The organism is Streptomyces sp. NPDC102279, from assembly GCF_044766365.1.
GTDB lineage: Bacteria > Actinomycetota > Actinomycetes > Streptomycetales > Streptomycetaceae > Streptomyces.
The window spans coordinates 133,378-155,998 of sequence record NZ_JBIWLU010000008.1 but is presented as its reverse complement, the minus strand read 5'-3'; the positions used below and the strand labels follow the sequence as shown (position 1 = coordinate 155,998).

The 22,621-nt window shown below is 72.9% G+C and carries 20 protein-coding genes; 7 read left to right on the top strand and 13 right to left on the bottom strand.

Annotated features, from left to right (window positions below; genetic code table 11):
• Positions 1–83 precede the first annotated feature (83 nt).
• On the top strand, positions 84–2,003 hold the full coding sequence (locus ACIRQH_RS21860) for an AMP-dependent synthetase/ligase (protein ID WP_404226837.1): 1,920 nt from the start codon (positions 84–86) through the stop codon (positions 2,001–2,003).
• 86 nt (positions 2,004–2,089) lie between these two features.
• Here the strand turns inward: ACIRQH_RS21860 and ACIRQH_RS21855 are convergent, their stop codons facing one another.
• Both ACIRQH_RS21855 and ACIRQH_RS21850 read right to left on the bottom strand, forming a co-directional pair.
• Complete coding sequence (locus tag ACIRQH_RS21855) at positions 2,090–2,500, bottom strand: rodlin (protein WP_404226836.1); 411 nt, start codon at positions 2,498–2,500, stop codon at positions 2,090–2,092.
• Between the two features lie 204 nt (positions 2,501–2,704).
• Positions 2,705–3,118: a rodlin gene (locus ACIRQH_RS21850; RefSeq protein ID WP_355863205.1), complete on the bottom strand. Its 414-nt coding sequence runs from the start codon at positions 3,116–3,118 to the stop codon at positions 2,705–2,707.
• 250 nt (positions 3,119–3,368) lie between these two features.
• Between ACIRQH_RS21850 and ACIRQH_RS21845 the strand changes: the two genes are divergently transcribed.
• The 3 genes from ACIRQH_RS21845 (at position 3,369) to ACIRQH_RS21835 (ending at position 5,511) form a co-directional block, all read left to right on the top strand.
• Positions 3,369–3,785, top strand: coding sequence for a rodlin (locus tag ACIRQH_RS21845; RefSeq protein WP_388865912.1), 417 nt, complete (start codon positions 3,369–3,371; stop codon positions 3,783–3,785).
• Between the two features lie 357 nt (positions 3,786–4,142).
• A complete protein-coding gene (locus tag ACIRQH_RS21840; RefSeq protein WP_358814849.1) occupies positions 4,143–4,400 on the top strand; it encodes a chaplin in 258 nt (85 codons plus the stop codon).
• A 103-nt stretch (positions 4,401–4,503) separates the two neighbouring features.
• Positions 4,504–5,511 (top strand): chaplin, encoded by a 1,008-nt coding sequence (locus ACIRQH_RS21835; protein WP_404226835.1) that lies wholly within the window; start codon positions 4,504–4,506, stop codon positions 5,509–5,511.
• 74 nt (positions 5,512–5,585) lie between these two features.
• On the opposite strand, the gene ACIRQH_RS21830 is transcribed toward ACIRQH_RS21835, so the two are convergent.
• Positions 5,586–6,857, bottom strand: a complete 1,272-nt coding sequence (locus tag ACIRQH_RS21830; protein ID WP_358814847.1) for an NAD(P)-binding domain-containing protein — start codon at positions 6,855–6,857, stop codon at positions 5,586–5,588.
• Positions 6,857–8,311 (bottom strand): ATP-grasp domain-containing protein, encoded by a 1,455-nt coding sequence (locus ACIRQH_RS21825; RefSeq protein WP_388931052.1) that lies wholly within the window; start codon positions 8,309–8,311, stop codon positions 6,857–6,859. The genes ACIRQH_RS21830 and ACIRQH_RS21825 overlap by 1 nt, the downstream gene beginning before the upstream one ends.
• A 237-nt stretch (positions 8,312–8,548) precedes the next feature.
• On the opposite strand from ACIRQH_RS21825, the gene ACIRQH_RS21820 reads away from it, so the two are divergent.
• Positions 8,549–9,910, top strand: coding sequence for a glycosyl hydrolase (locus ACIRQH_RS21820; protein WP_388865903.1), 1,362 nt, complete (start codon positions 8,549–8,551; stop codon positions 9,908–9,910).
• Between the two features lie 22 nt (positions 9,911–9,932).
• Here ACIRQH_RS21820 and ACIRQH_RS21815 read toward each other — a convergent pair whose 3' ends face one another.
• From ACIRQH_RS21815 to ACIRQH_RS21775, 9 genes are all read right to left on the bottom strand, one after another.
• Positions 9,933–11,060 carry a GNAT family N-acetyltransferase gene (locus tag ACIRQH_RS21815; protein ID WP_404226834.1) on the bottom strand — a complete coding sequence of 376 codons (1,128 nt, stop codon included), beginning with the start codon at positions 11,058–11,060 and terminating at the stop codon, positions 9,933–9,935.
• Entirely contained in the window at positions 11,057–11,713 is a 657-nt protein-coding gene (locus ACIRQH_RS21810) for a lipopolysaccharide biosynthesis protein (protein WP_358814843.1), read from the bottom strand. Before ACIRQH_RS21810 ends, ACIRQH_RS21815 begins: the two co-directional genes overlap by 4 nt.
• A 17-nt stretch (positions 11,714–11,730) precedes the next feature.
• Entirely contained in the window at positions 11,731–12,843 is a 1,113-nt protein-coding gene (locus tag ACIRQH_RS21805) for a glycosyltransferase (RefSeq protein WP_358814842.1), read from the bottom strand.
• Positions 12,843–13,604, bottom strand: coding sequence for a polysaccharide deacetylase family protein (locus tag ACIRQH_RS21800; RefSeq protein ID WP_358814841.1), 762 nt, complete (start codon positions 13,602–13,604; stop codon positions 12,843–12,845). The genes ACIRQH_RS21805 and ACIRQH_RS21800 overlap by 1 nt, the downstream gene beginning before the upstream one ends.
• Positions 13,588–15,420 (bottom strand): lipid II flippase MurJ, encoded by a 1,833-nt coding sequence (locus tag ACIRQH_RS21795; RefSeq protein ID WP_404226925.1) that lies wholly within the window; start codon positions 15,418–15,420, stop codon positions 13,588–13,590. Before ACIRQH_RS21795 ends, ACIRQH_RS21800 begins: the two co-directional genes overlap by 17 nt.
• 329 nt (positions 15,421–15,749) lie before the next feature.
• Complete coding sequence (locus ACIRQH_RS21790; protein WP_388865894.1) at positions 15,750–17,153, bottom strand: O-antigen ligase family protein; 1,404 nt, start codon at positions 17,151–17,153, stop codon at positions 15,750–15,752.
• Between the two features lie 4 nt (positions 17,154–17,157).
• Complete coding sequence (locus tag ACIRQH_RS21785) at positions 17,158–18,591, bottom strand: exopolysaccharide biosynthesis polyprenyl glycosylphosphotransferase (RefSeq protein WP_388931044.1); 1,434 nt, start codon at positions 18,589–18,591, stop codon at positions 17,158–17,160.
• Positions 18,588–19,787, bottom strand: coding sequence for a glycosyltransferase (locus ACIRQH_RS21780; protein ID WP_404226833.1), 1,200 nt, complete (start codon positions 19,785–19,787; stop codon positions 18,588–18,590). The genes ACIRQH_RS21785 and ACIRQH_RS21780 overlap by 4 nt, the downstream gene beginning before the upstream one ends.
• 40 nt (positions 19,788–19,827) lie before the next feature.
• Complete coding sequence (locus tag ACIRQH_RS21775; protein WP_388865885.1) at positions 19,828–20,994, bottom strand: DUF3344 domain-containing protein; 1,167 nt, start codon at positions 20,992–20,994, stop codon at positions 19,828–19,830.
• Between the two features lie 318 nt (positions 20,995–21,312).
• On the opposite strand from ACIRQH_RS21775, the gene chpG reads away from it, so the two are divergent.
• On the top strand, positions 21,313–21,552 hold the full coding sequence (gene chpG / locus ACIRQH_RS21770) for a chaplin ChpG (protein ID WP_358814835.1): 240 nt from the start codon (positions 21,313–21,315) through the stop codon (positions 21,550–21,552).
• A gap of 227 nt (positions 21,553–21,779) precedes the next feature.
• Complete coding sequence (locus tag ACIRQH_RS21765; protein WP_388931038.1) at positions 21,780–22,445, top strand: hypothetical protein; 666 nt, start codon at positions 21,780–21,782, stop codon at positions 22,443–22,445.
• Positions 22,446–22,621: the final 176 nt, after the last annotated feature.

Below are 22,621 nucleotides of genomic sequence, written 5' to 3'. Positions count from 1 at the left end.
ACTGATCGTGCGCGACCCATTGAATTTCTGTTACGCACGAGTAAGTTGACCCCGGAGTAAGGACCCTGCGACCGGGAGCCGTGATGGGCGTACGCAAGGATCTGAAGCGGGCGAAGCGGCGTACGGGTCTGCCGAGCCGCGGTCAGGTGGAACTGGTCAGGGACGAGAGCGGTACGGTCCGCGAGGCACGTACCGCCCGTCTGGCACCGGCCCCCACCACCGGGAGCACGGCCGACCTGCCGTTCACCAACGCGGCCGAGGCCCCCGACGCGATCGTCCTGCGCCGGCCGGAGTACGGCGCGTGGACCCCGGTGACCGCCGCCGCCTTCGCCCGCGAAGTCACCGACACGGCCAAGGGGTTGATCGCGGCCGGCCTCGAACCCGGCGGCCGGGTCGCCGTGATGTCCCGTACCCGCTACGAGTGGACGGTCCTGGACTTCGCCGTCTGGGCGGCCGGCGGCCAGACCGTCCCCGTCTACGCCACCTCCTCCGCCGCACAGGTGGAGTGGATCGTCCGGGACTCCGGCGCCCGCCTCGTGATCGTCGAGACCCCCGGCAACGCGGCCACCGTGGCCGCCGGCACCGCCGGCCACCCCGAACCCCCGGCCCTCTGGCAGCTCGACGCGGGCGGCCTCGGTGAACTCGCGTCCCTGGGACGGGACATCAGCGACGAGGAGGTCGGCAAACGCCGCGCCGCGCTCACCCCCGACACCGTCGCGACGATCTGCTACACCTCCGGGACCACCGGCAGACCCAAGGGCTGTGTCCTCACCCACGCCAACCTGCACGCCGAGGCCGCCAACACCGTCGAGCTGCTGCACCCCCTCTTCAAGGAGGTCACCGGCCAGACCGCGTCCACCCTCCTCTTCCTGCCGCTCGCCCACATCATGGGCCGCACCCTGCAGATCGCCTGCCTGATGGCCCGCATCGAGCTGGGCCACTGCCCGAGCATCAAGCCCGACGAACTCCGGCCCGCGCTCAAGGAGTTCCGGCCCACCTTCCTGGTCGGCGTGCCGTACCTCTTCGAGAAGATCCACGCCACCGGCCGCGCCACCGCCGAGAAGATGGGCCGCGGCGCCTCCTTCGACCGCGCCGACCGCGTCGCCGTGCGCTTCGGAGAGGCGTACCTGAACAAGTTCCTCGGCACCGGCAAGGGGCCCGGCATCGGCCTGTACGCCGCCTGGGCGCTCTACGACCTGCTGGTCTACCGCCGTATCCGCAACGAGATCGGCGGCCGCGCGCACTACGCCATCAGCGGCGGCTCCCCGCTCGACCGCGACCTCAACCTGTTCTTCTACGCCGCCGGAATCCTCGTCTACGAGGGCTACGGCCTCACCGAGACGACCGCCGCCGCCACCGTCGTCCCGCCGCTCGGCCCGCGCCCCGGAACGGTCGGCCTGCCGGTCCCCGGCACCGCCGTGCGGATCGCCGACGACGGCGAGGTGCTCGTCAAGGGCGGTGTCGTCTTCGGCGCCTACTGGAACAACCCGGCGGCCACCGACGCCGCCCTCACCGACGAATGGTTCGCCACCGGCGACCTCGGCGCCCTGGACCAGGACGGCTACCTGACCATCACCGGCCGCAAGAAGGACATCCTCATCACCACGGGCGGCAAGAACGTCTCTCCCGCGGTTCTGGAGGACCGGCTGCGCAGCCGTGCCCCCGTCGGACAGTGCCTCGTCGTCGGCGACAACCGCCCGTTCGTCGCGGCCCTGATCACCCTCGACCCGGAGGCGGTGACGCACTGGCTCGCCGTCCGCGGACTCCCCGCCGACACCCCGCTCTCCGACCTCGTGGGCGACCCGCGGATGCGCGCCGACGTCCAGAAGGCGGTGGACCACGCCAACGCGGCCGTCTCCCGTGCGGAGTCCATCCGCGCGTTCGCCCTGGTGGAAGGGGAGTTCACCGAGGACAACGGCCTGCTCACGCCGTCCCTGAAGGTGAAGCGGCACGCGGTCACGACGGTGCACGCGGCCGACATCGAGGCACTGTACGGAAAATGACGGGTCCTGCGGCCGGTCCGGTCGCCGGACACGCGAACAGCGGGCCGCTCCGAAGAGCGACCCGCTGTCCGTGGAACCGGGGGTGATCAGCTGCCGAGGGAGCCGTTGCCCGACAGGACCGGGATGTTGTCCAGGATGTGCGACAGCGGCTCGTCGCCCTTGGCCTGGGTGGAGTTCTCGGTGCACTGCTGGTTCTGCGGCGCGGAGAGGACCGGCACGTCCTGCAGGACGGTGACCGGGATGGCGCCGATGAGCGAAGCCAGGTTCGCCTTGACGGGCAGGCCGACGCAGGGCTTGTTCAGCGAGCCCTGCACGAGCGAGAGCTGGGGGCTCATGTCGCCGTGCGTGGCCTGGTTGCCGTACTTCTGGACGGAGCCGTTGCCGTTGGTGGTGGTGACGCCGTCATCGTTGCCGATGGCGAGCGCCTGCGGCGCGGCGGCAGCCGAGACACCGGCGATGGAAGCGGCAATGGCCGCGGTCGCCCAGAGCTTCTTCATGTTCGTTTTGCCCTTTCGAAGAGCGGACTCCGAGCGGAGCCGCGTCATGATCAACAGTGCTGCGGATCGTGTGGTTGCGGGGTGTGCCCCGAATGGCCCACGGAATGTCTCCGGGGCCGGGACGTCGCCGCCGCTGTCGTCGTGGAGGTGACAGCGGCAGCGGGCCGCCGGAGGTGCCGACGGCCCGCTGTACGCGGCGACGGGTCAGCTGTGGGCCGAGCCGTTGCCCGACAGGACCGGGATGTTGTCCAGGACGTGCGACAGCGGCTCGTCGCCCTTGGCCTGGGTGGAGTTCTCGGTGCACTGCTGGTTCTGCGGGGCCGACAGGATCGGCACGTCCTGGGCGACGGTGACCGGGATGAGGCCCACGAGCGACGCGAGGTTGGCCTTGGCCGGCAGGCCGATGCAGGGCTTGTTCAGGGAGCCCTGGATGAGCGCCATCTGCGGGCTCATGTTGCCGTACGTGGCCTGGTTGCCGTAGATCTGCGCGGCGCCGTTGCCGTTGGTGGTGGTGACGCCACCGTCGTTGCCGATGGCCAGCGCCTGCGGCGCGGCGGCAGCCGTGGCTCCGACGACGGAAGCGGCGATTGCCGCAGCAGCCATAACCTTCTTGATCACTTGCTGATCCCTTCTGGAGTAACCCCGTCCACCGGAGCGACCTGGACAACTGAACCCGGCCCGCATAGTTGCTGCGATTCACCCCAATGGCCCATGTGCGAGGTGTGAACGTCACGTGCTCGGGCCAGAGGTTCCGTGAATTCGGACGCTGTGAACGGTCCGATCGGGTGACGTCGCGGAACCAATCCCGCCGGCTCCGGTTGGTGTGGGAGCAGGAATATGTGTCACAGCAGGAAAGGAACCCGGAGAAATGCTCAAGAAGGCAATGGCCGTGGCGGCTGTCGCGGCTTCCGTCGTCGGTGTCTCGGCGGCGGCCGCCCCGCAGGCGCTGGCCATCGGCAACGACGACGGCGTCACCACCACCAACGGGAACGGTGCCGAGCAGTCGTACGGTAACGCCGTCGCCAAGGGCAACCTGAGCCCGCAGGCCTCGCTCGTGCAGGGCTCGCTGAACAAGCTCTGCCTCGGTGTCCCGGTCAAGGCCAACGCGGGCTCGCTCGTCGGCATCCTCGTCCCGGTCACCGTTCTTCAGGACGTGCCGGTCCTGTCCGCGCCGCAGAACCAGCAGTGCGCCGAGAACTCCACCCAGGCCAAGGGCGACGAGCCGCTGTCGCACCTCGTGGACAACATCCCGGTCCTGTCGGGCAACGGCTCGGCCCACAGCTGACCCCTGGCCGGGCCCGGGCCGCGCGCTTCGTCCGACGCGCGCGGCCCGGGCCCGGCTTCGCGTCCCCGCCCGTACGGGGGACGCCTTTTCCCTGCTGAAATCCCTCTCGGGTGAACACTCCCCGGGAACTCTTCTCTCTTTTTCCAGGGAAACGCTTCTTCTTCGCCTTGCCCCCAAAAGAAGCGTTTCTCCTGCTGTGGCCGCTTGTGCGTCCCTTCCCCTCAGGGCGATTCGAGTGAATTACCAAGCGGCGCGCGCTGCGCAGTTTCTTCGGTCGTCCATCTCTCGTTTACAGCCTGCAGGTCATGGTGCGAGCCGTTCAAGTTGTGCTCGCTCGGTTTCGGCCGACAAAGGGGCATGGCCGCAGAGAAGGGAAAGCACGTGAAGCACAAGAAGAGCGCTGCTGTCGTCGCCGGCGCGATCATGGCCCTGGGCATGGCTGCCCCGGCCTTCGCGGACGCGGGTGCCGAGGGTGCCGCCGTCCACTCTCCCGGTGTCCTCTCGGGCAACGTGATCCAGGTTCCGATCCACATCCCCGTCAACGTGTGCGGCAACTCGATCAACGTGATCGCCCTGCTGAACCCGGCGTTCGGCAACACCTGCGTCAACGACTGACGCTCTCGGCACCTCAGCCCCCCGGCTGTGCCACGGCCGGCCTTGGACCGCAGTGCGGCCCGAGGCCGGCTTCCTCACTTCTACCAGCAGGAAGACAACAAGAGTGCGACAGAACCTGAGTAGGGGAGTGGTCGTGGCGGCGGCCGCGACAAGCATCATGTCCCTGTACGCCAGCCCGGCCTTCGCGGACTCCGGCGCGGTGTCGGCCGCCTCGGGCTCGCCCGGCGTCGCGTCGGGCAACAACGTGCAGGTCCCGGTGAACGTGCCGCTGAACGCCTGCGGCAACACGGTCGACGTGGTCGCGGCGCTCAACCCCGCCTTCGGCAACTCCTGCGCCAACGTGCCGGGTTCGCACGGCAGGCACGCCGCGCCGCGCATCCCCGCCCAGCAGGACACCGGCTCCGGTCACGGCGGCTCCGGCCACTCGGGCGGCCGCCACGGCGACGGAACGTACGGCGGCGGAACGTACGGCGGCGGCCACGGCGATTCCGGCCACGGGGACCGGGGTCACGGTCACTCCGGGTACGGCGACTCGGGTCATGGCCACTCGGGTTACGGCGACTCCGGCTATGGCGACTCGGGTTACGGCGACTCGGGGTACGGAGACTCCGGCCACGGCGGATACGGCCACGGTCACCACGGCGGTCACGGCGGCTCCTCCGCGCACGGCGCGGCCCACGGCTCTCCGGGTGTGTTCTCCGGCAACCACGCCGGCACCCCGGTGGACGCCCCGGTCGAGGTGTGCGGCGACACCGTCGACGTGATCGCCCTGCTGAACCCGGCGTTCGGCAACCAGTGCGGCCACCAGCACACCCCGGGGGGCCACGGGTCCACCCCGGACGAGTCCTGCACCCCGCCGCACACGCCTCCGCGGACACACGAGCACCCTCCGACCGAGACGCCGTTCACGCCCGTCTCGTACACCCCGCCGACCACGGTCCACGAGCAGCCGCCCGCGCCGCCCGCCCCGGAGCACCACCGGTCCGCGCCCCCCGCCGAGCTGGCGGAGACCGGCGGTACGGGTCTGCCGGCGACCGCGGCCGTCAGCCTGTTCCTGCTCGCCGGCGGCACGGTGATGTACCGGCGGAGCCGGGTCGCGTCCCGTCCGTGACGCCACGGGGTGCCGGATGCGTCCTCGCGTCCGGCACCCGAATCGTCGGGCCCCCGGTCCCCGGGCCCGTCCGGTCATTTCCGGGCGCCGATCCCCTCGTCCGATCCCCTCGGCCGGCGTGACGCGGGCGCCGGAACCCGTGCGCCGACCGGGCCTGTGCGCAGCCGGCGCCGTACGCCCCGCACGAGGGTGTCCGCGGTGAAACCGGCGCCCTGCACGAAACGCATGGCGGGTCCGAAGGCGGACGCGGTGACCAGGCCCGCCATGAACAGCCCCGGCACCGAGGACTCGAAGTCCCTGCCGACGGCGGGGGAACCGTCGGGCAGGGCCGTCACGCTCGTGCGCAGTTCGTCGGCGAGCAGGCCGAGCCGGTCGCGCCGGCCCCGGAAACCGGTGGCCGCGATGACGTGGTCGGTCTCCAGACAGGTCGGCGTCCCGTCCAGGTCCACCGTCTCGACGCGCAGGCCGATCCCCGACGCGTAGGCCGACGTGACCTCGTGACCCAGCATCAGCTCGACGACGGGCTCGACGCGGTCGCGCAGCCACCAGGCGCCCGCGGGCCCCAGCGCGGTGGCCGCGATCCGGGTCCGGGTGGGTTCCGGGAGCCGCCGGAAGAGGCCGGGGCGCTCGGCGTAGAACCAGTTGCGCCAGCCGCAGCCGAGACCGCTGTGCGGGGCACGGGCGGCCCGCCACCACGGCCGGTCCCGGACGGGCGGCACGTCGTTCCAGTTCAGCCGGCCCGCGCGGGCCAGCACCCGCACACGGGTGCCCTGTTCGGCGAGCAGGGCCGCCGTCTCCAGCGCGGCCTGGCCCCCTCCGATCACCGTGACGTCGCGGTCCCGGAAGCGGGAGAGGTCGCCGTGGTGGCTGCTGTGCGACACCTGCTCGGGGCCGAGGTCACGCAGCACGGACGGCACCTCGACGAAGGGCATCACGCCGACGGCGAGGGCGACCGTCCGGGCGCGCAGCACCTCACCGTCGTCGACAAGGGCCTCGAACCCGCCGGGGCAGGTCCGCACGCGGACGACCGTGCGTTCGTCGACGTGGGGCACGGCGTTGCGGGCGAACCACAGGCCGTACGAGGCGAACATCCCGACCGGGATCGGCTCGCCGTGCCGGGCGGTCACGCCGCGGCCGGCGCAGTACGTCTCCAGGCGCCAGCGGCCCTCCGGGTCGGAGAGGTTCGACGCCCAGGGCTCCGACTTCAGGAACATGGCGCCGGGCATGTGGTCCCGCCAGGAGGCCATGGGGCGGCCGAGGACGCGCAGGCTCAGCCCGGCAGCCGCGGCGTGGGACGCGATGGACAGGCCGTAGGGTCCGGCTCCCACCACCAGGAGGTCGTACATCAGCGGCTGCTCGCTTTCTCGTCGTCGGCAAGGGAGCCGGCCGCGGGGTCGGCCGACGGGGCGGGCGGGGGAGCGGGCAGCGCGACGGTCCTGACGTCCGGCCGGGTGACCGCTTCGCCGCGCGGGCGGACGACCGTCGGGTCCGGGCCGGGGGCGACCGGCCCGTCCGCGGGGAGCGCGATCTCTTCGAGTGCCTCGGTCACCGCCGCCGGCTCCCGCCCCGCCGTGCCACCCGCCGTGGCGTCCTCGGCCTCCTGCGGCGTGGCAGGCCCGCAGAGCAGACGGCCGGCGCGCTGGGTCAGACGGCGCGGCACGTGCCGGGTCCACAGGCTCCACATCGCCCGGCCCGGGGCGGGATCGTCCGGTGCGTGCCAGGCGAGTTCGCGTCCGCCGGAGCGGGGCCGCAGGGCGCCGAGCGGCGCGTAGTTCTCCACGACGAACGCGCGGCCCGGGAGAGGAACCGGATCGGGCAGCGGACGGTGGGTCAGGTCCAGGTGCAGGGCGCGGACGACGTCCAGGCCGCCGCCGTCCTCGAAGAGCCGGAACTGCGCGCCGGGGCGGGGGTTGAAGTCGAGCAGGTGGTAGCGGCCCGTCGTGCCGTCCCTGCGGAAGTCGAGGTCGAAGATGCCCCGGTAGCCGAGGGCCCCGGTGAGCCGTTCGACCAGCGTCTCCAGTTCGGGGTTGGGCGTCCAGCGGCCGACGGCCGTGAGGCCCGCGCCGCGCGGCCAGGACAGGTGCTTGCGGCCTGCGCCGCCGCCGTGCGTCGCTCCGGACCGGCCCACGTATCCGTGGAAGAACCAGTCGCGGTCGGGCCCCGGCGGCAGGAAGGCCTGGAGCAGCAGCGGGCTGCCCGCCTCCGCGCTGCGCAGATAGAGGGCCTGTGCCTCCTGCGCCGAGCGGACCACGACGGTGCTGCGCAGTCCGGTCCCGGCCGGGATCAGCCAGGGGCGGCTCCACTTGGCCATCACCGGCAGCCCCAGCTGCCAGGCCGCGGCGGCGGCCTGTGCCGGGCTCTCCGGGATCAGGGTCACCGGGTGCGGAACACCCACGCTCGCGCAGACGGCGGCCAGTTCGGCCTTGTCGGCGACGCGTTCGGCGAGGTCGCCCGGCTGCTGCGGCAGCAGATACCCCTCGGCGAGGTCCTCGCCCATGCGGCCCACCGCCAGCGCGCTCGCGTCATCCATCGGGACCAGTACGGCCGGCCGGGACACCCGGGCGGCCACTCGGCGCAACACCGCGGCGATGTCCGCGGTGGACGAACCCGGCGGCGGCGGGGGGTGCATCTCGCACACAAAACGCGATCTGCGGACGGGACTTCCCTCCAAATCGGCGACGACGTGAACCTCCACGCCGGCTCTGCCGAGGGAGCGCACGGCTCCCAGAGTTCCGTGGTGAAAGGGGTTCCGGTCGATGCGCAGCAGGACGGCGGGGACCCGGGTGTCGAGAATCTGCACGGGCTTTTCCTTCGGATCGGCGACAGGGTCGTTGTAGGGGTGGGGAATGCCGTGGGGGGCGTTCTCGGAAAAGGGCCGGGAGGTCTGGTGGTGGACGCGCTGACGGGTGGGTCACCCGTGAGAGTGATCATCAGGTCCGAAGGCAGGGGCCTCGGTTGGCGGAATGGGTATTCGTATGACTGAGTGTCAGTAATCGGAGATGTAAATCCGAGAAGTAAGAGGGAGAGAGGAGCAGGCATGGCCCCACAGCAGCATCGGCCCCGGAACAGAAGGCTGGCGTTCGTCGCGGCCGGCATCGTCACGTCGGTCGCGCTCGCGTCGGGTCCGGGATACGCCGTGGGCGCCGGGGTGGGTCGGGTCGGCGATCCGCCGGCTCCGACGCCCACGGTGGTGGCACCGCCCGCGGCCTCCTCGACCACCGGCGGGGCGCAGACCCCGCCCCCGGTCAGTCCGCCGGTCGGCACGCCCGCCGTGTCCGGCAAGCCCGCGGCGACCGGCGCGACACCCACGCCCACCGCACAACCGGCCGTCCAGCAGCCCGCCTTCGGCGCCTACCTGGACTACGGCGCCAGGGGTATCGCCCGGATCGCCCAGCTCAGCGAGTGGCTGGGCGGCACCGAACTGCGCGTCGGGCACACGTATCTGCCCGGCGACCGCTGGAGCAACATCGAGGGCGCGCCCGGCTTCCTGGACGCCTGGGCGGACTGGCGTCGCGAACAGGCCGACCGGATGCTCGTCCTCAACGTCCCGATGATGGAGCGCAACGAGGAGGGGGTCTCCGACAGCGAGGTCAGGAGCCTGCTCGCCGAGGCCGCCTCCGGAGCGTTCGACAGCCACTTCCGGGCGCTGGCCGAGCGTCTCGTCGAGCTGAAGGTGCCGGACACCGTCATCGTGCTCGGCTGGGAGATGAACGGCATCACGTACACCCATCGCTGCGGTCCCGACCCGGAGGCCTGGAAGAAGTACTGGAACAGAATCGTCACCACCATGCGCGCGGTGCCGGGGCAGAAATTCAAGTTCGATTTTGCCCCGAACCGCGGCCAGGACGGCGTTCCCTGGACACAGTGCTATCCCGGGGACGACACGGTCGACATCATGGGCATGGATTCGTACGACCAGCCGTCGGGGCTCTCATTCGACGAGCAGGTGAAGGAGCCGTACGGGCTTCAGGAGCAGGTCGACTTCGCGAAAGCCCACGGCAAGCCCATTTCCTATCCCGAATGGGGGCTGTTCCGCAACGGCGACAACGCGGAGTACATGAAGCGCATGCTCGGCTGGATCGACGAGCACAAGCCGCTCTACAACACCCTCACCGACTACTGCCCGCACGGCGTGTGGCAGTGCGAGGACAACCCGAAGGCGTCCCAGGCCTACCGTGCCGCGCTGTCCGGCCGGACCGACCCGACGGCCCCGCAGTCGCCGGAGCCGACTCCCACGCCGACACCCAAGCCGACGCCGAAGCCCGAGCCGGCCAGGCCGACCACGCCCGTTCCCCTTCCCCCGCCGAACTGTTCGCCGCTGGACCTGGGCGACTGGGTGGAGTACTGGATGGGCGGGAAGCTGTGCCTGCGCTTCGACTGGTGGTCGCGCAACCGGTGAACCCCGGGTGGCGGCGGGTCGTTCAGGGCCTGCCGCCACCGCGTTCCCTCCAACTGCGCAGCAGCTCCTTGCCCCGCCGGCGCGCGGCGACGTCGCAGACGACCGCCGACATCAGCGGCGCGGTGAACCGGCGGGCGAGGAGCAGCCGCTGGTTGACGACCGGCTCCGGACGCCAGTGGCGTTTGTACGGTTCGTCGCCGCGCAGCAGGCTCAGGGTCCTGCGGCCGCCCGCCCCGGTGTGCCGGGAGCACGCGTTCAGGAGCATCACCGCGACGTCGGCCTTGCGTTCGCGCAGCCGTGGATGGGCGCCGTACAGATAGCCGCCCGCCAGGCGGGGCGACAGCAGCGTGAGGTCCACGGCGACCACCATGTCGTCGAGGTGGAACTCGGTGACCACCGCGTCCCCGGAACGCACCATCGGGACCACCGAGCGGACCAGATGCTCGGCGAACCGCTCCTGGAGGTGCTCGGTCGTCACCTTCCGGCCCTGCCACTGCAACTGGTGCAGTTCGAGCAGCCGGCGCAGCGCGGCGTCCACCTCGTCGAGACCGACGACCCGTTGTTCGACCCCCAGCGAGGTGAGCTTGCGCAGCTTCGCCCGGACGCGCTGGGCCTTGGCCGAGGGCAGCCGGCCCACCAGCTCCTCCATGGAGGCGGCGGGCAGCTCCAGGCACAGCGAGTCGCCCACCCGGCGGCGCGGTCCGCTCCAGCGCTCGTAGATCCGTTCCACCGCGCCGCCGGGACGGACCTCGCGGAAGTCGATCAGCGCGGTGCGGGCGGCGGCCGACAGACCCTCGGTGAGCGTCGCGGCCCACCGGTCGGCCTGCTCGTCGTCGAGGAGCACGTCCGCGTAGTCGGAGATCGCCCCGCCGAGCGGCACGAGGGCGGGCAGGGGGCGGCGGACCAGCATCAGGGGTGCGACCGCCCGCAGCTCACCGTCCTCGCGGACGACCACCAGACGCAGCCGGCCCGGTGTCCCGTACGACAGCCACCACGAGTGCAGCCAGGCGTGGCTCTGGAACGCGGTGACGGCGCCGCACCGGCGGTACAGGCGATCCCAGGCGGGCGCCAGTTCCGCGAACTCCCGCTCGTCGGTGATGAGTTCCGCTCGCGCGGTCCTCCGTACGTCGGTCCGGAGCGTCTCGGTCACAGCGCTCCGTGCACATCGGCGGCGGTGGCGGGGCTCGGCACGGAGGCCGGCCGGGCCGCGTCGGAGGACCGGCGGGGACGGACCAGCAGCACGAGGCCGCCGAGCAGGCCGCCCGCGCTCGCGCCGACCAGACCGGTCACCGTCGCCGACGCGGAGGACGCCGAGGTCGGCTTCACCGCGCGGGAGAACGACAGGAGCTGGACGTGCGTGTCCTTCTGGCTGTCGTTGGCGTGCTGGGTCAGCGAGCGCGTGACCGCGTTGGCCATGTCGGCGGCGCGGTCGGGGCGCGAGGAGGTGGCCGAGACGGCGACCATCGGGGCGTCCGGGGAGGTCGCCGTCCGCACGTCGGCCTGCAGCGTCCTGACGGGAACACCGGCCCACACCTGCGCGTCGCCGAGAACCGCGAGCTGGGTCGCGACCCGGCCGTACGCCTGGGCGAAGCCGAGCGCGGCCGACGGGTCGCCCTTGTCGGTCGGCACGGCGATGACATAGCTCGTCGCCGTGTAGGTCGGGGTCTTCACCACGCCGTACGCGCCGCCGAGCAGGCCGCCGAGCACGGCTCCGGCGGCGAGCAGCGACCACGGCGGCATGGTCTTCGCCCGGGCGAGGCCCGTTCCCGCGGAACGGTGGCCCCTGGTGAGGTTTTCGGACATGAGGAACTCACTCCAGTTCAGGTGCGCGAGACAGCGGCCGCGTACACGTCCATGAGCTGTGCGGCGCTGCGGGTGATGCAGTAGTGGTGGGCGGCGTCCGCGGCCGCGCGGGGGGCCGGGCCCTCCGTACGGGCGCGGGCCAGGGCGCGGACGAACGAGTCCGGGTCGCCCCCGACCCGCACGGCGCCGCGGGCCGCTTCGGGCGGCAGGTCCTCGACGGCCGGGCAGGAGACGTACAGCACCGGCAGTCCGGCCGCCATCGCCTCCACCACGGCCAGCCCGAACGCCTCCTCGGGGCTGGGCGAGGCGAGGACGTCCATGGCTCCTATCAGCGACGGCAGGTCGGCGCCGGGGGAGCCCCCGGTGGGGCGCTCGCCGGTGAACAGCACCCGGTCCGCGACCCCGGCCTCGTGCGCGGCCCGCCGCAGCACGCTCTCCTCCGTGCCGCCGCCGACGAGCAGCAGCCAGCAGTCGCCGGGCAGTTCGGCCAGCGCCCGGATCAGGACGTCGAACCGCTTGCCCGCCGCGAGGCGCCCGACCCCGCCGACGACGTACGCGCCCTCCGGCAGCCCGAGCCTGCGGCGGGTGCGTTCGCGCAGCACCGGGTCGAAGCGGAAGCGGGCGACGTCGACACCGTTCGGCACGACCTCGATGCGCGGCCCGGGCACGCCCCAGCGGCGCAGCCGGTCGGCGACCGTGGGGGACACGGCGACGGTGGAGCGGCCGAGCCGCTCACTGGCCAGGTAGAGGGCGCGGACGCCGGAACTGAGCCGGCGCCCCTCCATCTGGGAGTCGCCGAGGGAGTGTTCGGTGGCCACGACGGCCTTCACCCCGGCCAGCCGCGCGGCGAGCCTTCCGTAGACGCACGCCCGGTAGAGGTGGGTGTGCACGAGGTCGTAGCGGCCCGCGCGGATCACCTTCACCAGCCGGGGGAGCGCCCCGAGGTCACGGTTGCCGGCCATGCCGAGGTCGATCACGCGCACACCGTCGTCGGTGAGTCCGGCGGCGACGGCACCCGGGTTGGTGAGCGTCACGACGTCGCACTCGACGGGCAGATGGCGCAGCAGCAGCCGCAGTTGCTGCTCGGCGCCGCCGACCCCGAGGCCGGTGATGATGTGCAACGCCTTCATCAGAGCCCCTCGACGGGGCGCCGGCGCAGGCGGTGCAGCTTGTGCTTCAGGAGCAGGCGTACGGGGGTGTCGTTCTCGCCGACGTGCACGCGGGGAAGGGCGTGCGGGCCGGTCAGCGGTCCGGGGTCGATCGCGCACCCGTAGCCGTACCCGGCGTCGCGGACGGCGGCGACGACCCGCTCGTCGACGGTCCCGTAGGGGTAGCAGAAGCCCTCGACCGGAGCACCGATCAACTCCGAGAGCACCGCTCTGCTCTCCGCGACCTCGGCGTGCAGCACCGTGTCGTCGGCCTTCGTCAGATCGACGTGGGTCAGCCCGTGCGAGCCGACCTCGACGCCCTCGGAGGCGGCGGCGAGCCGGATGCCCTGCTTCGACAGCAGCGGCTTGCGGGGGCCCAGCGGATCCCAGCCGTTGTCGCCGCCGAGCCGCCCGGGCAGCACGAAGAGGGTGGCGCCGAAGCCGTACCGGTGCAGGACGGGGAGCGCCGCGTCGACGAAGTCCGCGTACCCGTCGTCGAAGGTGAGGCCCACCAGGTCACGGCCCTCGCCGCGGGCGCGTGCGGCGAGCAGGTCCGTCATCCCCACCCCGCGCAGCCCGCGGCGGCGCAGCCAGCTCAGCTGCTGGTCGAGGCGGTCCGGGGAGACGGTGATGCGGTACGGGTCGTCGGAGCAGTCCCCGACGGAGTGGTACATCGCCACCCAGGGCGGTGCGTCGAGGGAGTTCGTACCGGTACGTCTGCTGCTGTCAGCGGAAACGGGCATGCGGAACCCTTCGTGTGACGGAACGGAGTGCGGGTGCGAACCCCTCGACCCGGAGGATCCAGGCCAGCAGGGCGAAGACGACGGTCACGACCGTGCCGCCGAGGACGAGGCCGAGCAGCGGGGAGTCCGGGCGGCTCGCGCACAGACCCCCGGCCACCGCGGCGACCAGCGCGGCCCGCAGCGGTTTGCCGATCTCGGTCAGCACCCGGCGGGTGCGGATCGGCACACTGCGCGGACCCGTGCCGTACAGCAGGAGCACGGCGCTGAGGGTGATGCCGGTGGCGTTGGCGGCGGCGATGCCGCACACCCCCCACGGGCCGACGGCCAGGACGCCGATCCAGGAGGTCGCGATGATCCCGGCGGTCATCGCGAACAGCGGGTACCAGGTGGGGCGACCCGAGGAGAAGTACGAGCGCACGAGCGCGCCGACCAGGGTGTGGCCGAGCAGCCCGAGCGCGTACACGCGCATGACCGACGCCGTGGCGGCCGTGTCCGCGGCGGTGAACGCGCCCCTCTGGAACAGGAGCTGGATGATCTGCGGGGCACACGCGGCGACCGCCGCCGCGCCCAGCAGCACCGTGCAGGACACGAGCGCCAGATCGCGCTCCACCCGGTCACGGGCCCGCTCGGTGTCCCCTTCCGCGATCGCCTGCGCGACCACCGGGAAGGTGACCGTGCACAGCATCAGCGAGAGGACCATCGGCATCTGCGCCACCTTCTGCGCGTAGTTCAGATGCGAGATGGCCCCGGCGGGCAGCGAGGAGGCGAGGAAGCGTTCGACGAGGACCTGGGACTGCCGGCAGAGCGCGAAGAGCAGCACCGTGCTGACGAGCGTCAGGTCCATCGGGCGGGCCGGCTCGCCCTCCAGGAGCTCGCCGGCCGACTCCTTGCGCCGTAGCTGCCGCCCCACCGAGGGCAGCTGCGCCACCACCATCAGGGCGCCGCCGACCGCGACCCCGAGGGCCGCCGACCGCACGCCCCAGCGGCTGCCGAGCACGAACATCGCCCCGATGATCCCGGCGTTGTACGCCACGTAGATCGCCGCCGGAGCGACGAACCGGCGGTGCGCCCGCAGGGCCGCGCTGCAGTAGCCGGCCAGTCCGAAGGAGAACACGCAGGTCGCGGTCAGCCGGGTGCAGTCCACCGCGAGCCGGGGGTCGGGCAGGCCGGGCGCGAGCGCCTCGACGAGGTAGGGGGCTCCGGCGATCAGCAGCGCGCCGACCGCGGCGAAGGCGAGCGTCAGCCGCGGCAGGGTGGCGGCGACCAGGGCCCGTACGGGATCCCCCGCGTCCCCCCGCGCACGCCGGGCGACGGCCACGCTGAACAACGGGACCAGCACGAAGGCCAGTCCGTCCTCGATCAGCAGCGTCGCCGCGAACTCCGGGACCGTCCACGCGACCAGGAACGCGTCCGTGTCCGATCCGGCTCCGAACAGGTGGGCGAGGGCCTGGTCCCGGCCGAGGCCGAGGACGGCACCGGCGATCGAGAGCGCGATGGTGACGAGCGCGGCCTTGGCGAGGAACCGGTTGGAGGCGGCCGCTTCGGACCGGCTCTCCTTCTTCCGGGCGTTCGGGGGATCGGCGGGGCCGCCGGGCCCGGTGGAGGACGGCGGATCGGTGCGGGCGGCGCGGGCGGCCCGGGCGGTGGGGAGCGGGAGGGGTTCCGCGGAGGGCGCGGCGCCGGCAGCGGACCGCCCGCCGCTCCCGTGCGGGTCACCTACCGGGGTGTCGCTGCCGGGCCGGTCCGCCTGTTCCGCGAAGGCTCGGCTGTTGCCGCCGCTTCCGGTTCCGCCGCCCGCCGTGGTCCCGATGCCCATGCCGGTGCCGCTGCCCGCTGAGGTCGGACCGCCGGGACCGCCCCCCAGGACAGCCGTTGCCGATTCCGTGGCTGTGCCGAAGCTCGCTGTCGTGCCCGGTTCCGGCGCTGTGCCGAGGGCCGCGACCGTCGTGAACTCCGCTGCCGTCCCGGTGGCGGTGCCGGTGGCCGCCGGGTAGGCGGCCTCGCTTCCGGTGGTCGGTCCGCCGTCCGGGTCGATGCCCGTGACCGGGGGGCCGCTCTCGCCCCTGTTCGTGCCCGCCGCCCCCGTGTTCGCGCCCTCGTTCGCGTCCGTGTCCGCGTCTTCCCCCGCCCTGGGCGGCCTCACCGTCATCGCGCCGTGGCCTCCTCGGGTACGGAGGGGGCCGCGACGGTGGCCTCCGGGCCGGCCGGGGTCGCCGGGTCGACCAGCGCCCACCAGCCGATGAGGCCGAACACGACGGCGGTCAGCACCGTGGAGGGGCCGCCGATGTCCGCGTACACGAAGTCGGTCAACTGCCAGACGAGCAGCCCGCACGCGACGAGCGCGCAGTCCGTGCCCGCCGGGATCCGGGCCCCGGTGGACGGGGTTCCCGGGGGTGTGCGGCGGATCCGGACGAGCCCGCGCAGCGCGCACACCAGCAGCGCGAGCCAGCTGCCGACCAGCGAGAGCAGCCCGATGAGGCCCTGCTCGCTGAGGACGAGGAGGTACATGTTGTGCGGCGAGAGCAGCGCCTGCTTGTGGAAGGCGGAGCCCGCGCCCGCGATGTCGCTGCCCGCCGAGAGCGCGAGCGAGGCGTGGCCGTCACGGTTGTCGGGGAATCCCTTCAACCCGACCCCTGTGAGCGGGTGTTCGCTCCACATGTCGGTGGCGGCGGCCCACATCGTGTACCGGTCGACGACCGACTGGTCCGGCGCGTCCGTGACCTGCGTGATGCTCGCGATGCGCTCCTGGAGCATCGCGGTGCCGACGCCGAGGCCGCCCACCAGGATCACCCCGGTGGCGAGAACCACCGCGCCCACCTTCGCCGCGCGCCGCAGGCCCGCGAGGACCAGCTGCGTTCCGCAGGCCACGGTCGTGGCGATCCAGGCACCCCGGCTGAACGAGAGGGCGAGCGGCAGCAGCAGGGCCAGCGCGCACGCCATGGCGACCGCGCGCTGTCGTGCCGCACTCGTCCCGAGGGCCAGAGCCACCGCGCACACCAGCCCGAACGCGACGACCGTCGCCATCCCCATCACGTCCGTCGGCCCGAAGGTGCCGACCGCGCGGACGTCCTCGCCCTGGTACGAGGCGCCGGTCCCGGTGACGTACTGCTGCACGCCGACCGCCCCCTGCCACAGCGCCAGGCCGACGAACGACCAGGCCAGCAGCCGGAAGTCGCTCCGGTCGCGCACCGAGAGCAGGACGGCGGCGGGGACCAGCACGAAGATCTGGAGGTAGCGGGCGAGGCCGGTGATCCCGGCCCCCGGGTCCGCCGCGCCGACGGCCGCGACCGCGATGCCGACCACGGGGAGCCCGAGCACCAGCGCGGCGGTCGCGGACAGCGGGCGCCTACGGGCCCGCACCAGACGGATCGCGCAACTCACCACGACCACACCGGACATGGCGTCCGCGATGTTCGCGCCGCCCTCGCCGCCCGGCGCGATCGGCAGCCCGAGCAGGGCGATCACGACGACGACCGGCAGCACCGGCAGCGCCCGCCGCAGGACGGAGATCACACTGCCCAGAGGGGTGACGTGCGGGGCGGCGCTCATCGGCTCAGCTCCCCGTCGGACGGACGAGCGCGGCGGCCGTGCGCAGCAGGATGCAGATGTCCTGCCACAGCGACCAGTTGTCGATGTAGGCGTTGTCGAACCGGCAGCGGTCCTCGATCGAGGTGTCGCCGCGCAGCCCGTGCACCTGGGCGAGCCCGGTGATGCCGGTCCGCATCCGGTGCCGTGCCGCGTAGCCGGGGTACGTCTGGCTGAACTTGGCGACGAAGTAGGGGCGTTCGGGGCGTGGGCCGACCAGGCTCATGTCCCCCCAGAAGACGTTCCACAGCTGGAGCAGCTCGTCGAGCGAGGTGCGCCGCAGGAAGTGGCAGAACGGGCTCATCTTGAGCTCGTCGGCCACGCTCCAGCGGGTCGCCGCCTCGTGCGCGTCGACCGGGCGGTGGGTGCGGAACTTCAGCAGGGTGAAGGGCCGGCCGTCCTTGCCGATGCGCTGCTGCCGGAACACCACGCCCGGCCCGTCGCTCAGCCGCAGGACCACCGCGCACAGCAGCAGCAGTGGACTGACCAGGAGCAGGAGCGTCCCGGAGACGGCGACGTCCAGCAGGCGCTTGCCGACGCTGGAGCGGCGCAGCGTCATGGAGAGCCGGCGGCAGGCGAAGCCGGCCAGCGTGTGTCGCCCGTCCCGCTCGTACGACGGGGAGTCCGCGTCGACCTCCCACAGCTCGCAGCCCGCCTCCGCCAACGCCCGCAGCATCGGCGCGCGTTCGGCGGCCGGCTCCACCACGAGCACGGACCGCACGCCGTTCTGGATGAGGGCCCGCTGCACCTCCTCACCGGTCGTCAGGACCGGCAGGCCCTCGACGCCGGCCGGCTGGTCGGCGACGACGCCGACCGGCCGGACCCCGCAGTTCGGGTGGCGGTGGAAGGCGGCCGCCACGCGTTGAGCCGTCGCGGCGGGGCCGACGACCAGGGCCGCGCCGGGGCGCAGCGCGAGGGCGCGGCGGCGGCGCAGGTGCACCGTGCCGCGGCCCGCGCAGCTGATCGCCGACTGCGCCGCGCAGCCGAGGGCGAGCGTCCACGCGGAGAGCGCGGCGTCCGGGACGAACGCGGCGACCAGCGCGGCGAGCGTGCACCAGGTGACCACGATCCGGGCACACAGGGTGGGCAGTTCGTCGAGCAGAGCAGGGACGGGCGCCGGACGGTACAGCGACGCCCGCGCGTTCAGAGCGACCACACCGACCAGCAGTCCGACGACGAACAGCGGGTGCCGGCTCTCCGTGAGCGCCTGCCCGGTCGCCATGGCCGCGACGGCGTCCACGGCGACCAGCGGCACCCAGGCGGCGCGCCGGGCCGCGGTCCGCCGGCCGGCCGGAAATCTGAAGCCGCCGTCGGTCCCGCGTTGAGGGATGACCGAGACGGGCGAGAATCCGTACTCCCGGGGCTGTGCGCCGGGGGAGGGAACGGTGCTTTCCGCAGTCACGAGTGGATGGACTCCCTGCACTCGGTGTGGTCCCCGCACGTGGCGCTCCCGGCGTGCTGCGCCGGTACACCGGCCAGCAGTTCGCGGTACACCCCCGCGACCGCGTCGGCCGTGAGGCGCACGTCGTGCGTGGTCAGTACATGACGGCGCCCCTGGTGACCGAGCGACTCGCGCAGCTCCGGTTCCAACAGCAGTGCGCCGATCGACTCGGCGAGCGGTTCCGGCTCCCGCGCGGGGACCAGGCAGCGGGGGTGGTGGCCGGCCGGAAGGCTCTCCCTGGCGCCGTCCACGTCCGTCATCACGACCGGACGGCCGCAGGCCATGGCCTCCAGAGGAGCCAGCGCCATGCCCTCCCAACGGGACGGCAGGACCACGAGATCGGCGGCCTGGTACCAGGGCACGGCGTCGTCGGCGGCCCCGGCGAACACCACGCCATGTGGTGCTCCAGCCTGCAACCGGGCCGTGTCCGGACCGTCCCCGACGAGCACCAGCCGGGCCCCGGGAACCTGGCGCAGCACCGCGTCCCACGCCTGCAGCAGGACGTCCTGCCCCTTCTGCCGGCACAGCCGTCCCACGCACACCACCAGCGGGGCGGCCGGGTCGACCCCGGCGAGCTGGGGGAGACCTGCGCGTACGGCGTCCGCGGGGGCGGGACGGAAGCGTTCCGGGTCGACCCCGTTGGGGATCACCCGCCACTGGGCGCGCACTCCGGCGTGCACGCCTGTCGTGCGCTCCGCGTCGCTCACGCACACCACCCGGGAGGCCCAACGCGCCCCCCACCGTTCCCACCGGAGCGCCAGCGCGGCCGCGGTGCCGTCGACCGCCTCGAACGACCAGGCGTGCGGCTGGAACACGGTCGGTACCCGTCCGCGCAGGGCGAGCCGGGCCGCGAGTCCCGCCTTCGCGCTGTGCGCGTGCACCACGTCGGGCCGCACCCGCGCCAGCACCCGCCCGAGCCGGCGCACCTCCTGCGGCAGCAGCCGCCCCGGCGCGCGCGTCGCCTGCCAGGGCCGTACGTCGGCGCCGAGCTCCCGCACCTCCCGGGCGAAGGCGTTGCCGTCCGGGCAGGCGACGGTCACCCGGGTTCCGGCGGCCAGTTGCGCCCGGACGAGGTCGGCGACCACCCGGGCGACGCCGCCGTCGACCGGCTGCGTGACGTGAAGGACACGCGGCGGAGGGTCGGTTGACAGATACATGCGCGGTTCCTTGCTCACGGGCGGCGCGCCGGGGCGCGCGTCACTGCTTCGCGTCGACGGCGGCGAACAGTGCCCCGACCCAGGCCGCGTCCCGGTGCGAAACGATCCGGAAGGCCAACTGGTCACCCCCGGAGCGGATCCCCTTGCCGAATTCGAGAACATCCGAGTCGTAACCGAGCGTGTTCGAGTACGCGGGCACCCGCTTCGTCACCGCAGGTCCGGGCTCGCTGATGGTCGAATTCAGCACATCGTCACGGGGGTTGGCGGAGTCGCTCAGCACCGTCGGCGCGCCGGGTCCGGTCGAAAGGGCGAGCGAGTCACCCGTACTGCCGCGGTCGCCGTTGTACGCGACCAGGCCCACCCGGCCCCTCACGGTCCCGGGGACGGACATCGGGCCCAGCGGTACGGACCGCTCCTCGTCCGGGCCCAGCGTCCCGAAGCCGTCCCACACGGACAGATGTCTGAGCGGCTCCGCCTTCTTCTCGTACGCCACCACCAGCGTCCAGCCGCCCCACGCACCGGCGGCCGTCCTGCCCTTGGCGACGTTGACCTGGGCCACGGTCCACAGTCCCGCGCCGCTCGCCCTCACCAGCCGGGTGACGTCCGCCGAGGCCTGGAACGCGTCGGCCCCGTGCGCCACCCGGTGCCCGACCACGCTGTCCGCGAGCAGCGCCTTGTACCGGCCGCCGGGCTCGGCGATCAGCACCCGGCCGTTGTCCTTCGGCGGCTTCTGTTCGCCGACGCGGAGGTTGCCGCCCCAGTACAGGCGCGCGTACGTGACGTGCGCCCCCTTCGGCAGACGGACCTCGGAGCGGCTGGAGTTGTAGGTGTTCGGGTCCTTGTCGACGTCGATGTAGAACATGTCGAAGTCGCCGTTGGCGGCCCGGCCGCCCGCGCGGGCGGTGGAGCACGCGCTCGCCGCGGAGTGGGTGACGCGGGGTGCGGCCGCCCGGCCCTTGGAGCCGGAGGTCTTCGCGGGGGCCTCGGGGCGCTCGGCCTGCGCGGAACCGCGGCAGCTGATCGAGGAGTTCGCGGCCCGCACGATCCCGCCGTGCTGGAGTGCGTGGTACCGCTGCGTGAAGGCCAGACTCTCCGCCTCCGCGGCGGGTCCGGCGGTGGTCGCGGCGGCGGCCGGCGCCCACAGGGTGGCGAGGGCCGAGCAGCCCACCATCGCACGGCGCAGCAGCAGACCCGGGGAAATAGGCATGACCGGCGGTGCCCTTTCGGGGAAAAGGTTCTGGACCAGCGGAGGGATGGACATCTGCGGATCGGATCGGTGCGCGCCGGCTCCCCGTCTCTCTTCCGGCGCCTGTCGGCGTCTGGGCACAGACGCCCTCGGGAGGGGGCCGACTCTAGCTGTTGTCCGTATTTATGGGTGAAACCTGTGATGTGTGTCGGATTCGTGAAGCCCGACGGTTTGCGAGATCACCCCTTTGGAGGCACAACCCGCATGCGCGCCGCGCGTTGAATGCAGAGCCGGGCAACCCGCCCGGATGTTGTGTCGACTTCCAAGGAGCATTTCTCCATGTCGCGTATCGCTAAGGGCCTGGCCCTGACCTCCGTTGCCGCCGCCGCCGTGGCCGGCACCGCCGGCATCGCCGCCGCCGACAGCGACGCGCACGGCGCGGCCGCCCACTCCCCGGGCGTCCTGTCGGGCAACGTCCTGCAGGTTCCCGTCCACATCCCGGTCAACGTCTGCGGCAACACCGTGAACGTCATCGGTCTGCTGAACCCCGCGTTCGGCAACACCTGCGTCAACGGCTGACGTCTGCGCGGACCTTCCCGCCGGCCGTCCTCCCCAACGGGAGGGCGGCCGGTTCGCGTTGCCCCGAACGGGGGAGACCCGAATCGGGCTTCGGCATGGCTCCCCACCTGCGGCGATGGCGGTGGTAGGGGCGACGGAGAGTTACCTGGAGCGTTCGAACGGTTGCAGGGAGCGATGACTGCTTTCACGGTGGAGTCAAGATCCGAGCACCACCGAAGGGAACATCCATGCGTGCTCTGCCCGCCCGGCGCCTCGCGACCTCCGCACTCTGTGCCACGCTTCTGATCGGGATCGCCGCACCGGCCTCGATGGCCGCCGACAGCGACCTGCCGCGTGGCCACAGCCATGCGGCAGCGCCCGTACCCGGCGCGGACGCGCTTCTGGCGCAGACCAAGACCCTGGGCGACATAGGCGGTGTCCTGGCCCCGGTCACCGCCCTGGTCGACGCCGCGCTCAAGGCGGACGACGGCCAGATTCCCGCCGACCAGGCGGCGACGCTCGGCCAGGCCGCGAAGGACGCCATCGCCAAGGTCACCGCCGCGGCTCCGGTCGCGCCGCCGGCCGCCGTCCCCGCCGTCCCGCCCGTCGCGCTCCCGGCCGTGCCCCCGCTGTCCAAGAGCGGCGAGCGCCCGCGGGCGCTCGCCGCCGCGGACGTCAAGGCCGACGCGCTGACGGCCCTGCAGACCGCCGTCGACTCGCTGGTCAAGGCGGTCACGTCGGGAGACGCCGGTTCGGTCGTCCCGGCGGCCACGGCCGTGGTGACCGGCCTCGTCAACTTCGTCGTCGCCACCGTTCTCGGCGGCGGCCTGCCGGCGCCGAACCTGCCGGGTCTCCCGGCCCTTCCGGCGCTGCCGACCAGTGCCCTCCCGACTGGTTCGCTGCCGGTTTCCTGACGGTCCGGCACCTGAACCGGGCCTCGCGCCCACCGGCCGCCGCGCCCCCCCCCCCCCCGGGGGGGGCGGGGGGGGGGGGGGGGGGCCCCCCCCGGGGCGGCCCCCCACGGATATTGGAAAGCGGCCCCCCCGGGCATAGGTGGGGGGGCCGGAATTTTTTTGACCGGGGGTTTACG